Genomic DNA, 11,929 nt, shown 5'->3' with positions numbered 1-11,929 from the left:
GGCGCGCGAGGCCGGTCAGCCTTTCGGCTGGCCGGCCGCCAGGTCGATGCGGCGCTGCAAGCGCTGCGCTTCCATCGTATCGCCAGCCTGCTGCGCGCGCATCGCTTGCACGCCGAGCCACGCCATCAGCGGCCGGCGCCAGCCCTGGTTCGACGCCACCTCGACCGCATCGTTCAAGGTTTGCGGTGTGGCTCTGCCGGCGCGCATCAGCACACCGGAGGCCACCAGTTTGGCCAGCGGATCGACAATTGCCTGCACCGCCGCCGCTGCGGCAGCATCGGTCGCGGCAGCAGCTGCGGGGCGGTGCTGTTCGGGCAGCAGGGCAGCATCGGCAGCGGTGGCGTGGCCGGCCAGGTAGGCGGCGTAGGCGCGGTCGGCCAGGCTGGCGTCCTGCGCCAGCTGGTTAAAGCCGGTGCAGTCTTCGAATACCAGCGATGCCACGCGGGTGGCGCAGCGGGTCAGTTCGGCGCGCAGCACCATGGTGGCCTGGCCGGTGCTGGCCAGGGCCTCGCGGGCGCGCTTGAAGTCAGCGTCTTCCACCCGGCTGTTGCCGGTCAGGTAAGCGTTGGTAAAGCGCTCGACCGAGCTTTGCGCGGTCAGTTGCCAGTCCGGCGCGGGCGGGGTATTGCCGCAGCCAGCCAATAGTGCGGCTGCAAGCGCAAGCAGGGAGCGGTTGATGCTCATGGTAGTTTGATCTCCGGGTCGCGCCTGAACGGCCATTTGCGGTTAATGTCGTTGACCAGCTGCTCCACCCGGCGCAAGCTGCTTTCCACCTCGTTGCGCAGCGTGCCCAGATCGGCCGTGGCTTCCTTGGCGTTGGCGCCGACAGCCTGCGCTTCCACCAGCACCGCGTCCATTTTCTTCAGGCTGTTGCGGGCGTCGGCCAGCAGACCGTTGAGCTGAACGATGGTGGCCTGGGCATCGGTCATCACGCCTTGCGGGCCGAAGACCTGTTTGTCGGCATTGCCCACCAGGCTGTCGGCCTTGGTGGCCAGCGCGTTGACGGTGATGAGCAGCTTGTTGGCGCGCTCGGTCAGTTGCTGCGCGCTCTTGTCGTCGCCGGCGATCAGTCCCATCGCGCCGGACGGGCCATTGAGCTTGCCGGTCACGCCCTGGACATTGGCCAGGCTGGCGGCCAGCGCCGAATTTTCGGCCGTGAGGGTGTTGAGGTTTTGCAGCAGGTCGCGCGCGGAGGCCAGCAGGCGCGGGATTTCCGCGCCGGGGTCGCCGACCAGCAGGGTGCGCGCGGCGCCGTCGGGCAGCGGCGGATCGGTGGGAATGCCGGTAAAGGCGCGCAGCTTGGCGCCGCCCACCAGGCCGCGCTCAAGCGTGAAGATGCTCGATGTGCGCAGCCAGTGTGCGTCGTCCTCGGGTACATCGACCAGCACGCGCGCCTTGCCTTCCTTGCTCAACTCGATGCGGCGCACGCGGCCAATGGGAAAGCCGGCAAACGTCACGTCCATGCCGACCACCACGCCGTCGGAGTCGTCGGCTTCGAGTACCAGGCGCTGGGTCGATTCGAAGGCGCCGCGCGCGTACATCAAGTACACGGCCGCACCGGCGACCAGCAGCACCATCAGCACCAGCAGCACGGCCGCCTTGAACTCGGCGTTGCGCACCGGTGTTTCTTGAACTACTTCCTGCGTCGTTTGTTCTGTCATCGTTATACCTAGTAGTAGTTACCCATCAGCGATGCCACTTCGATCAGCAGGATCACCGCGAACAGCCGCACCATGTCCGACAGGCCGTGCGTGACCTTGGCCCGGTAGCTGGCGCCGTAATAGAACGACGAGGCCATCGGGATCAGGCCCACCGCAAGGCTGAAGAAAATGATCTTGAGCGCCAGGATCATGGCGACGGCCGGATTGAACACCTGTCCCACCACGCGCGTGTAGCCGGGCAGGGCGTACGGCGTGAAGCCATACAGCGTCAGGTACGCCAGCACCAGCGTGAGCACGCATGATACTGCGGCCAGCATCCAGACCGCGAAGATGCCGGTGGCCACGCGCGGGAAAAAGGCGCTGCGCAGCTCGTCCAGAGTGGCGGCCGCGCCGGCCTTGCGGCTTTGTGAAAACTCCAGCCCGGTCGGCAGCGTGGTGCGCAGCGCCACGAAAGCGGCAGCCGTGAGCGGAATGAGTTCGAGCGTGAGCACCCGCACCACCAGGTCGAGCGCATAGCGGGTGAGGCCGTAGCTTTGCGAGGTGACCACCACGATGCGGATCAGCACCAGGCTCACCAGCGCCGACAGCACGCCGAACCACACCAGGTTGGGCACCGTGTCGCGCACCAGGTGGTGCGCCAGGATGCGACGGTTATCTTTGCGATATGTGGCCGGCATCACGCCCACGGTGAGCATCAGCACCGAGAAATTGAGCAGCCGCCACCAGTCCAGTATCCACGCCACGGCGCCGCGGTGCAGCCGACGCACGATATTTGGCTGAATGGGATGTGATGGATGAACGCTCATCTTGGCATCTTAGCATTCGCATTGCCCGGTATGGCGTACGGATGCGCGGTCTTCATGCGCCGGGAAAGCTCTCGATGATGGCGTCGGCGGCGGCGCGCACGCGGGCGCTGCGGCTCAGGTCGCCGTGCATCACCAGCCAGACGTCGTAATGATCCACCCGGTCGGGCCACACGCGCACCAGCAGCGGGTCGCCGTCGGCCATGTGGCACGGCAGTTCGGCCACGCCCATGCCCTTGCGGGCGGCGTCGAGCAGCATCAGGCCGCTATTGACTTCGATCGCCACGCGCGCGTTGGTGACCGGCTCGCGGCAGATCTTGTCGCGGTGGCGCGGCGCCACGCTGCCCTGGTATACCACGATGTCGTGGCCGGCCAGTCCCACGCCTTGCTCCGGCGTACCGCGCAGCGCCAGATACGACGGCGCCGCGTACAGGCCCATGCTGCGCTTGACCAGGTGGCGCGAGATCAGGTCGGGGCTGGTGGGTTTGAGCGTGCGCACCGCCAGGTCGGCTTCGCGCCGCGTGAGGCTGGTGATTTCGGTGCCGGTGGTGAGCACGATGCGGATGGCCGGATGGGCTGCGTGCAGGCGCCGCATGGCGTCCACCACGAAGGTGGCCGCCATGGTGTCGGACGTGGTCACCCGCACCACGCCGCACAGGCGGTTGTCGATGCCCTGCATCTCGCGCTGGAATTGCAGTGCGGCCGCCTCCATGGCCTGGGCGGCGGTTACGGCCAGTTCCCCTGCCGGGGTAGCCAGGTAGCCGGACGGCGTGCGCAGGAACAGCCGCGCACCGAGCGAGTCCTCCAGCGCATTCAAGCGGCGCCCCACCGTGGCCTGGTCGATGCCGAGCTGTCCGGCGGCAGCGCGCAGCGTGCTGGCGCGGTAGATGGCGAGAAAAATCCGGGCGTTGTCCCAGTCCATGCGATGTCTTTCGAGCGTGCGATGCATTTTTGCATCGGGGTGCCGATGTTATGCGTCTTTACCGCATTCTGCAAGCTGCCTAAGATGAGGCCCTTCAGACAAGGACTGCTCATGACCACCCCCGTTTTGCCGGCCGCCGCGCCGGCCCGCGAATTTGCGCCGTTGCTGGTGCTGACCACCTTGGCCATCGGCTTCGTGATGGCGATGATCGACGTCACCGCCGTCAACACCGCGCTTTCCGATATTTCCACCAGCCTGGCCGTGCCGCTCGCCGGCCTGGTGTGGGTGGTGGATGGCTACACGCTGACCTTTGCCGCGCTCCTGATGGCCGGCGGTGCGCTGGCCGACCGCTTCGGCCCCAAAGCTGTCTACCAGGGCGGCCTGGCCGTGTTCATCCTCGGCTCGGTGCTGTGCGCGCTGGCGCCCAGTGGCGGGGCGCTCGTCGCTGCGCGCCTGTTGCAGGGGGCCGGCGCGGCGCTGTTCATGCCCAGTTCCCTGAGCCTGCTCACCCACGCCTACGAGGACCCGGCCACGCGCACCCGCATGTTGGCCACCTGGTCGGCCATCGTTGGCTGCTCGTCGGCGGCCGGGCCGCTGGTCGGCGGCTTGCTGGTCCACGAATTCGGCTGGCGCAGCGTGTTCTGGGTGAATGTGCCGATCGGCGTGGCCGGCATCGCGCTGGCGCACATCGTGGCGCCGGCCACGCAGGCCAACCGCCGTGCGTTGTCGCTGTGGAGCCATGCGCTGGGCGTGGCTTTGCTGGCCGGCCTGAGTTTCGTGCTGATCGAAGGACCGGTGCTGGGCTGGACCTCAATCCCGGTGCTGGCGGCGGCGCTGGCCACGCTGGCCGTGGGCGCCTGGCTGGTGGCGCGCGAGAAACAGGGTGCGCACCCGCTGATTCCACGCGCGCTGTTCGCCACGCCGGCCTTTGCGGCCGCCAACGGCGTGGGCTTCACGATCAACTTCGCCGTGTATGGCCAGCTGTTTTTACTGAGCCTGTTTTTACAGGAGCGCGGCGCCGATGCGCTGGAGACGGGCGTGCGGCTGATTCCCATGATGGCCGCTTTTGCCATCGGCAACCTGACGTCGGGCCGCATCTCGGCGCGGGTGGGACCGCGCGCGCCGATGCTGTATGGCTTGCTGGTGGGGCTGGTGGCCGCCCTGGTGATGCTGACGACGATGACGCCGCAGTCGCCGTACTGGTATTTGATCGCTGTGACGATGGTGATGAATGTCGCCATCGGCATCGCCATTCCCGGCATGACCGCCACCGTCATGCTGGTGGCGGGCCGCGACTATGCCAACAGCGCTGCCGCCGCGCTCAACGCCAACCGCCAGGTCGGCGCGCTGGTGGGTGTGGCCGCCATGGGCGCTGTGCTGCACATGGCGCCCGGGTGGGCGGTACGGCTGCCATGGGCATTCGGGCTGGTCGCCGCCGCGTATGCGACGGCGTGCTCGCTGGTTTATCGCTATGTCAAGGCAGGCGAGCGGACTTAAACTCCGTGCTTCCCGCGCCAGGCGATCATCTCGGCGATGGTGAGGATCGGCATCGCATGCAACGCGGCGAACGCTTCGATGTCGGCTCCGCGCATCATGGTGCCATCGGGGTTCATCAATTCGCACAGCACCGCCGCCGGTTGCAGACCGGCCATGGTGGCCAGGTCCACCGAGCCTTCGGTGTGGCCTTTGCGCGCCAGCACGCCGCCCGGTGTGGCGCGCAGCGGGAACACGTGGCCCGGGTGGACCAGGTCGTGCGGCCTGGCGTCGGCGGCAATGGCGGCACGGATGGTGGTCACCCGGTCGGCAGCCGAAACGCCCGTGGTGACGCCGTCGCGCGCTTCGATCGACACCGTGAACGGCGTGCCGTAGCGGCTGCCGTTGTCAAGCGCCATCGGTGGCAACTCCAGCTCGCGCACCTTGTCGGCGGGGAGGCACAGGCACACGATGCCGCTGCATTCGCGGATCAGGGTGGCCATGGTGGGGATGGTGATCTTTTCGGCGGCGACGATCAGGTCCGCTTCGTTCTCGCGGTCGAAATCGTCGAGCAGGATGACCGGAACACCGGCGCGCATGGCGTCCAGGGCGGCGGCAATGCGGCCTTCGAGGTCGTCGGACACGAGAGGGGAAGTGTTAAGGGGGGCTACGGATTGCAGGTCGAACATGGAAAACGCTCCTCGCTGTAAGCGAAAAACGCGACAGGGCAAGCAGATACGCGCAGCCCGCCACGCGCAGGCAGAACACCTGGGCGCGGGGAGGCCGCGTTACCGCACATCTTCTTTCATCCGGACTATACCGTCGGCCCTGGAGTCGCACCAGGTCTGCTGACCCCTGGCGCTGAACCGCCAGGGCGCTCGCGGGCTATGACCGTTGCCGGTCTTACCGCCGGTGGGGAATCGCACCCCGCCCCGAAGACGTTGTTGGCGCCTGCCGGATGGCAGGCGCGCGACGATTCTAGCCCAATTTTCGCAATTCGGTGTAAGGTAGCTGGTTACCTTAATTTATATGCATCTCGAATGAAGATCAGAATCATCCTGGCCGCCGCGCTGCTGTCTTGCTCTTTGCTGGCGCAGGCCGAAGCCACGGTCGCGCCGTCGCTGTCCCTCTCCAGCAACCTTCCCACCAGCCCCCTGGTCAAGACCGGCAAACTGGCCAACGGCCTGACGTACTACATCCACAAAAACCCGCGTCCGGAAAACAAGCTCGAACTGCGGCTGGTGGTCAAGGCCGGTTCGATCCTGGAGGACGACGACCAGCAGGGCCTGGCCCACTTCACCGAGCACATGGCCTTCAATGGTTCCACCAATTTCAAGCGCAACGAGCTGGTATCGTACCTGCAGTCGATCGGCGTGAAGTTCGGCGCCGACCTCAATGCCTACACCACTTTCGACGAAACGGTGTACATCCTGCCCATCCCCACCGACAATCCGAAAGTGGTGGACCAGGGCTTCCAGGTGCTGGAAGACTGGGCCCATGGCCTGTCGATGAACGACGCCGACATCGACAGCGAGCGCGGGATCGTGCTCGAGGAACTGCGTATCGGCAAAGGCGTCGAAGACCGCGTCAACAAGGTGCTGCTGCCCAAGGTGCTCAATGGCTCACGCTATGCCGAGCGGCTGCCGATCGGCAAAGAGCAGATCATCCGCAATTTCAACTACGACGCCATCAAGCGCTTCTACCGCGACTGGTACCGGCCCGACCTGATGGCGGTGGTGGCGGTGGGCGACATCGATCCGGACCAGGCGCAAAAGCTGATCGAGCGCCATTTCGGCAGGCTGAAAAATCCGGCCAACCCGCGCCCGCGCGTGTACGTCACCATCCCCGAGCGCCAGGAGTCCGAAGGGCTGGTCGTCACCGACAAGGAGATGAGCACCAACACCATCTACATCCGTTATCCGATCCAGCCCTGGCCGGCCGAGAACACGCTGCGCGACTATCGCCAGAAGCTGATCGAGTCGATCGGCGCCTCCATCCTCAGCCAGCGCATGGTCGAATTGACGCAGCAGGCCAACCCGCCGTTCCTGCAGGGCGGCAGCGGCATGAGCAAGATTGTGCGCGGCTACCGCTCGTTCGGCGCCGGTGCGGTGCTGGGCAAGGGCGGGGTGGCGCCGGCCATCAATGCGCTGGTGGCCGAGGACGAGCGCGCGCGCCAGTTCGGCTTTACCGCGTCGGAGCTGGAACGTGCCAGGAAGGGCATGTTGCGCAGTTACGAGAATATGTACCAGGAGCGCGACAAGTCCGATTCGGCTGGCTACGCGGCCGAATATATCCGCAACTTCCTCGAGGGCGAGTCGATCCCCGGCGTGGTGAACGAGTACCAGTACGCCCAGCAGCTTATCCCAGGCATTACGCTGGACGAGGTCAACGCTGCCATGCGCGCGGCGATTCCCGACAACCAGAGCAAGCTGGTGATCTACACCGGCATCGACAAGCCGGGCGCACCCGCGCCCAAGCCTGCCGAACTGCTGGCGCTGGCCACCGCCGCCGAGAAGATCAGCGTCAAGGCCAACGAAGAGAAGGTGTACGGCAGCCAGCTGATGCCGGCCAGGCCGGTGGCAGGCAGCATCGTCAAGCAGACCACCAACGACAAGCTGGGCACCACCGACCTGGTGCTCAGTAACGGCGTGCGCGTGGTGCTGCGGCCCACCGACTTCAATAACGACGAGGTGCTGATGGGTGGGCTGCGCTACGGCGGCTGGTCGCTGTTCGAGGACCGCGATCTCTTTGCTGCGCACTACGCCAGCAGCATCGTCAACCAGATGGGCGTGCTCGATTATTCGCCCAGCGACCTGGTGAAAATGTTGGCCGGTAAGAGCGTCAGTGCCAGCGCCCGCGTCAGTGCGCTCAATGAAGCGGTGCGCGGCGAAGCGGGCCGCGACGACATCGAAACCATGCTGCAACTGACGTACCTGCAAATGACCCAGCCGCGCAAGGACCCGGTCATCTACAGCGCCTTTGTCGACCGCCAGCGCGAGCTGGCGCAGAACAACCTGGTGCGGCCAGAGTCGGTGTTCTACGATACCGTCAGCCGCACGCTGTACAACGACAGCCCGCGCGTGCGGCGCCTGGCCAAACCGGCCGACTTCGACCAGCTCTCGCTCGACCGCGTGTTTGACCTGTACACCAGCCGCATGGCCAGTGCGCGCGATTTCACCTTCTTCATCGTCGGCAGCTTCGATGTCGAGAAGATCAAGCCCCTGATCGCCACCTACCTGGCCAGCCTGCCCACCGGGCCGATTGCCACCGCCTTCCGCGACGAGGGCATCCGTCCGGTGCGCGGCGTGATCAAGAAAGAGGTACACGCGGGCGCCGAGCAAAAGAGCGTGATCTCGCTGTCGTTTACCGGCGAGGCGCCCTATACGCGCGAAGATGCGCTGCGCATGCGCGTGCTTACCGAGGTCCTCAACATCAAGCTGATCGAAGTGCTGCGCGAGAAAATGGGCGCGATCTACAGCGCGGACCTGAGCGGCTCGCTCAACCGCCAGCCGTACGCCAGCTACGCCATCAACGCCAACCTGCCGTGCGCGCCCGAAAACGTCGGCAAGGTGCTGGCCGCCACGTTTGCCGAGATCGAAACGGTCAAGCAGCAGGGCGCGCAGGTGGCGGACCTGGACAAGGTCAAGGCCTCGATGCTGCGCGCCTACCGCAAGAGCATGCGCGAAAACGGCTACTGGATGGGCTCCTTGCAGAACGCCTTTGTGAACGGCACCGATCCGCAGGAAATCCTCACGTTCGAGCAGCGCCTCGCTGCCGTCACGCCAGCCGACGTGGCGCAGGCGGCGCAGCGCTACTTCGACCTGCAAAACTATGTGCAGGTGGTGCTGTATCCGCAAAAGTAAGCAGGGCGCCTGTTACACTGGCGCCTTGCATTCATACACGTAGCAGAGGCTGATCATGGCAAAGAAGAAAGAAGAACTGGACGAGGAAACCCTGGCGCTGATCCACTGGTGCATCGAGGTCGAAGGTTTCCTGGTCGCTGGCGGCGCCACCGTGGACCAGGCGCAGGAACATATCGAAGAACAGATCGAGTGGTTCACCGACCAGTTCTACGATGGCCTCACGCCCGAAGAAGCGGCCAAGGAGGCCCTGGCTTAATTATTTGGTCATCAACCGGCCATCAACGCCTTGACCGCATCGAGCGCGGCGCTGCCGGTGTTGGAACACCGCACCTGGTTGCGGCCACCTTCCTTGGCCACGTACATGGCGCGGTCGGCGGCCACGAACAGCGATTCGGTGTTGTCCAGCTGGTGCGGCAGGATGGTCGCCACGCCGATGCTCACCGTCAGCCACGCCGACGTGGTTGAACGCGGATGCGGAATTTGCAGCGCTTCGATGTGGGCGCGGATCGCCTCGGCCAGCAGGCATGCCGCGTCGCACGGGGTTTCGGCAAACAGCAGCACGAACTCCTCGCCGCCGTAGCGTGCCGCCAGGTCGGTGGTGCGCATCGCGTGCGAGGCGATCGACTGCGCCACCTGCTGCAGGCAGGCGTCGCCTGCCGGGTGGCCCAGCGTGTCGTTATACAGCTTGAAGTGATCGACGTCGAGCACCACCAGCGACAGCGGCTGGCCGCTGCGCATGGCGCGCTGCCATTCCTTTTCCAGGAAGTTGTCGAAGTGGCGGCGGTTGGCGATCTTGGTCAGCGGGTCGACCATGGCCGCGCGCTGCAGCGCGTCTTCCGACTGCTTGTGGTGGGTGATGTCGTGCAGCAGGCCGATGAACAGCGGCTGGCGCAGGTACATCGGCGTGAGCGTCAGGTCCATGCACACCAAGCTGCCGTTGCGGTGGCGGATGATCACCTCGCGCGTGCCGTGGTGGTGGGCGGCGCCTGGCGCGCTGGCGTAGCGGCTGAAATACTCGAGGTATTCCTGCGCCACCAGCGGGTTGAGCAGGTCGGAGATATGGCTGCCGGCCAGTGCGTTCTCCTGGTAGCCCAGGTATTTATCGCAGGCCGGATTGGTAAACTGGATGCGGCCGTCGGCCTCGATGATCAGCAGGCCCTCGGCCATGTTGTTGACGATGGTGCGCAAGCGCTCGGCCTGTTCTTCCTGCGATTCCACGTTCACGCGGATCTGCAACTGGGTACGCACCCGTGCGCACACTTCGGCCATGCGCAACGGCTTGCCGATGTAATCGACCGCGCCAAGGTCGAAACCGGCCACCACGTCGTCGGTGCCGGTGCGCGCGCTCATGAAGATCACCGGGATGCGTGCAGTGGCGGGATTGCCCTTCAACTGGCGGCAGGTGTCGAAACCGTCCAGCCCCGGCATCATCACGTCGAGCAGGATCAAGTCTGGCTGGACCCGGCGCGCAATCTTGAGCGCCCGCTCGCCCGAGGTGGCGACAAAGGCCTGGTAGCCTTGCTCGACCATCAGTTTGCGCAACGCGGCCAGGTTCTCCGGCGCGTCATCGACGATCAGGACAGCAGCATCGCGCCGCCCCGCCATGCCGAGGATTTCGGGCGTCATGGCGCATCCTTAGCAGTCGGGTGAACGGGGATAAATTCTGCACAGTTGAACAATGAATTGCCTTGATTTAAGAGTGGTGATGGCCTTAAATCATACAACTTTGACTGCAGTAAAGGTGAAAATTAGCTTCGGGTATTCTTCAGGGAGAGACGATGCAACCTGCCCGGACCCCGGATTCGCCGGGTTTCTTCATTAACATTGTTATTTCTGCCAGGAACTTTACTGATTTTGCCACGATATGGCGCGTACCGATAAGGATATGGAATCGGCAAGTGTTGTATTTGTGCAGGGAGAATTCGGGCGGCGCGCGCCGCCCGGGATGAGGCGATAGGACCAACTCAGATCTTGGCCGCGATCAGCTTGCCGAGAATTTCGATGCCGATGCGGATGCGCTCCGGCGCCACCGTCACGAACGACAGTCGCAGCGTGTTGGTGGCCGGGTCGTTGGCGTAGAACGGCGCGCCGGGGACGAAGGCCACTTTCTGGGCGATCGCCTCGTCGAGCAGGGCGATGGCGTTGATGTGCTTGGGCAGGGTTACCCAGATGAACATGCCGCCTTCGGGCCTGGTCCATTCCACGCCGGCCGGGAAGTACTGGGCCATGGCGTCAAGCATGACCTGGCACTGGTTGCCGTACAGGCTGCGGATTTTCGGGATGTGCTGTTGCAGGAACCCATCCTTGATCACCTCGTGCACGACCATTTGCGTCAGTTGCGAGGTGTGCAGGTCGGCGGCCTGCTTGGCCAGTTCCAGGCGGCGCACCAGCGGCAGCGGCGCCACCACGTAACCGAGGCGGATGCCCGGGGTGAGTACCTTCGAGAACGAGCCCATGTAGATCACGCCGTCCGGGTTCATCGCCACCATTTTCGGCAGCGGATCGCCTTGATAGCTGAGCGCGCCGTACGGATCGTCCTCGATCAGCGGCAGGCCCAGGCGAGCGCAGGTTTCCACCAGCTCCACCCGGCGCGGGGCCGACAGCGTGCGGCCGGTCGGGTTCTGGAAGTTGGGCAGCGCATACAGCAGGCGCGCGCCTTCGGCGACCGGCGCCAGCGACGACGGCACCAGGCCGTGGTCGTCGGTGTCCACCGACTTGAATTGCGGACGGTACACCGAGAACGCCTGCAGCGCGCCCAGGTACGACGGCGTTTCCACCAGCACCCGGCTGCCTTCGTCGATCAGCACCTTGCCCAGCAGGTCCAGCGCCTGTTGCGAACCCGACGTCATCAGCACCTGTTCCGGCACGATTTTGGCGCCTTCGGTGGACAGCGAATCGGCGATCCACTGGCGCAGCGGCAGGTAGCCGTCGGTCGGACCGTATTGCAGCGCCACTTTACCGTTTTCGCGCAGCACCTTGTCGTAGGCGACCTGCATTTCCTCGACCGGGAACGTCAGCGGCGACGGCAGGCCGCCGGCGAACGAAATGATTTCCGGCTGCTGGGTGATCTTGAGGATTTCGCGAATGAACGAAGCTTTTAGCTGCTCCGCGCGTTCGGCAAAGCGCCACTGGATCGGATTCGGGTTCTCGATTTTCATACGGTCTCACTAGGTGGGTTCAACTAGCGCGCTGCGGCGCCTTTATTCA

General features: G+C 65.0%; 10 protein-coding genes and 1 riboswitch. Of the genes, 3 read left to right on the top strand and 7 right to left on the bottom strand.

What is annotated here, in order from left to right:
• Window positions 1-15: 15 nt before the first annotated feature.
• The 4 genes from J2X54_RS10910 to J2X54_RS10895 form a co-directional block, all read right to left on the bottom strand.
• Window positions 16-684, bottom strand: coding sequence for a hypothetical protein (locus tag J2X54_RS10910; RefSeq protein WP_310180573.1), 669 nt, complete (start codon window positions 682-684; stop codon window positions 16-18).
• The gene (locus tag J2X54_RS10905) at window positions 681-1,661 is read right to left on the bottom strand and encodes an MlaD family protein (protein WP_310180571.1); all 981 of its coding nucleotides are present in this window, start codon (window positions 1,659-1,661) and stop codon (window positions 681-683) included. Before J2X54_RS10905 ends, J2X54_RS10910 begins: the two co-directional genes overlap by 4 nt.
• Window positions 1,662-1,669: 8 nt before the next feature.
• Window positions 1,670-2,428 carry an ABC transporter permease gene (locus tag J2X54_RS10900; protein ID WP_141749425.1) on the bottom strand — a complete coding sequence of 253 codons (759 nt, stop codon included), beginning with the start codon at window positions 2,426-2,428 and terminating at the stop codon, window positions 1,670-1,672.
• Between the two features lie 91 nt (window positions 2,429-2,519).
• Window positions 2,520-3,386 carry a LysR family transcriptional regulator gene (locus tag J2X54_RS10895; RefSeq protein ID WP_310180569.1) on the bottom strand — a complete coding sequence of 289 codons (867 nt, stop codon included), beginning with the start codon at window positions 3,384-3,386 and terminating at the stop codon, window positions 2,520-2,522.
• 111 nt (window positions 3,387-3,497) lie between these two features.
• Here J2X54_RS10895 and J2X54_RS10890 point away from each other — a divergent pair, with 111 nt between their 5' ends.
• On the top strand, window positions 3,498-4,883 hold the full coding sequence (locus J2X54_RS10890) for an MFS transporter (protein WP_310180566.1): 1,386 nt from the start codon (window positions 3,498-3,500) through the stop codon (window positions 4,881-4,883).
• Here J2X54_RS10890 and ribB read toward each other — a convergent pair.
• On the bottom strand, window positions 4,880-5,548 hold the full coding sequence (gene ribB, locus J2X54_RS10885; RefSeq protein ID WP_310180564.1) for a 3,4-dihydroxy-2-butanone-4-phosphate synthase: 669 nt from the start codon (window positions 5,546-5,548) through the stop codon (window positions 4,880-4,882). The genes J2X54_RS10890 and ribB overlap by 4 nt on opposite strands.
• Window positions 5,549-5,652: 104 nt before the next feature.
• Window positions 5,653-5,803: riboswitch (FMN riboswitch) on the bottom strand.
• Window positions 5,804-5,899: 96 nt separating this feature from the next.
• On the opposite strand from ribB, the gene J2X54_RS10880 reads away from it, so the two are divergent.
• Window positions 5,900-8,722 carry an insulinase family protein gene (locus J2X54_RS10880; RefSeq protein ID WP_310180562.1) on the top strand — a complete coding sequence of 941 codons (2,823 nt, stop codon included), beginning with the start codon at window positions 5,900-5,902 and terminating at the stop codon, window positions 8,720-8,722.
• Window positions 8,723-8,777: 55 nt separating this feature from the next.
• Window positions 8,778-8,978 carry a hypothetical protein gene (locus tag J2X54_RS10875; protein ID WP_070246717.1) on the top strand — a complete coding sequence of 67 codons (201 nt, stop codon included), beginning with the start codon at window positions 8,778-8,780 and terminating at the stop codon, window positions 8,976-8,978.
• Window positions 8,979-8,989: 11 nt separating this feature from the next.
• Here J2X54_RS10875 and J2X54_RS10870 read toward each other — a convergent pair whose 3' ends face one another.
• Both J2X54_RS10870 and J2X54_RS10865 read right to left on the bottom strand, forming a co-directional pair.
• A complete protein-coding gene (locus J2X54_RS10870; protein ID WP_310180559.1) occupies window positions 8,990-10,348 on the bottom strand; it encodes a diguanylate cyclase domain-containing protein in 1,359 nt (452 codons plus the stop codon).
• 338 nt (window positions 10,349-10,686) lie between these two features.
• Window positions 10,687-11,880, bottom strand: a complete 1,194-nt coding sequence (locus tag J2X54_RS10865; protein WP_070246719.1) for a PLP-dependent aminotransferase family protein — start codon at window positions 11,878-11,880, stop codon at window positions 10,687-10,689.
• Window positions 11,881-11,929: the final 49 nt, after the last annotated feature.

It is taken from the genome of Duganella sp. 3397 (genome assembly GCF_031456625.1).
GTDB classification, from domain to species: domain Bacteria; phylum Pseudomonadota; class Gammaproteobacteria; order Burkholderiales; family Burkholderiaceae_D; genus Rugamonas; species Rugamonas phyllosphaerae.
The sequence above is the reverse complement of the archived record's forward strand: the minus strand, read 5'-3'. Positions and strand labels throughout refer to the sequence as shown.

What these genes read in the sequence shown, in the direction of transcription:
- J2X54_RS10890 (WP_310180566.1), top strand. Translation starts at nt 3,498, where the DNA reads ATGACCACCCCCGTTTTGCCGGCCGCCGCGCCGGCCCGCGAATTTGCG.
- J2X54_RS10875 (WP_070246717.1), top strand. Translation starts at nt 8,778, where the DNA reads ATGGCAAAGAAGAAAGAAGAACTGGACGAGGAAACCCTGGCGCTGATC.
- J2X54_RS10880 (WP_310180562.1), top strand. Translation starts at nt 5,900, where the DNA reads ATGAAGATCAGAATCATCCTGGCCGCCGCGCTGCTGTCTTGCTCTTTG.
- J2X54_RS10865 (WP_070246719.1), bottom strand. Translation starts at nt 11,880, where the DNA reads ATGAAAATCGAGAACCCGAATCCGATCCAGTGGCGCTTTGCCGAACGC.
- ribB (WP_310180564.1), bottom strand. Translation starts at nt 5,548, where the DNA reads ATGTTCGACCTGCAATCCGTAGCCCCCCTTAACACTTCCCCTCTCGTG.
- J2X54_RS10870 (WP_310180559.1), bottom strand. Translation starts at nt 10,348, where the DNA reads ATGACGCCCGAAATCCTCGGCATGGCGGGGCGGCGCGATGCTGCTGTC.
- J2X54_RS10895 (WP_310180569.1), bottom strand. Translation starts at nt 3,386, where the DNA reads ATGGACTGGGACAACGCCCGGATTTTTCTCGCCATCTACCGCGCCAGC.
- J2X54_RS10910 (WP_310180573.1), bottom strand. Translation starts at nt 684, where the DNA reads ATGAGCATCAACCGCTCCCTGCTTGCGCTTGCAGCCGCACTATTGGCT.
- J2X54_RS10905 (WP_310180571.1), bottom strand. Translation starts at nt 1,661, where the DNA reads ATGACAGAACAAACGACGCAGGAAGTAGTTCAAGAAACACCGGTGCGC.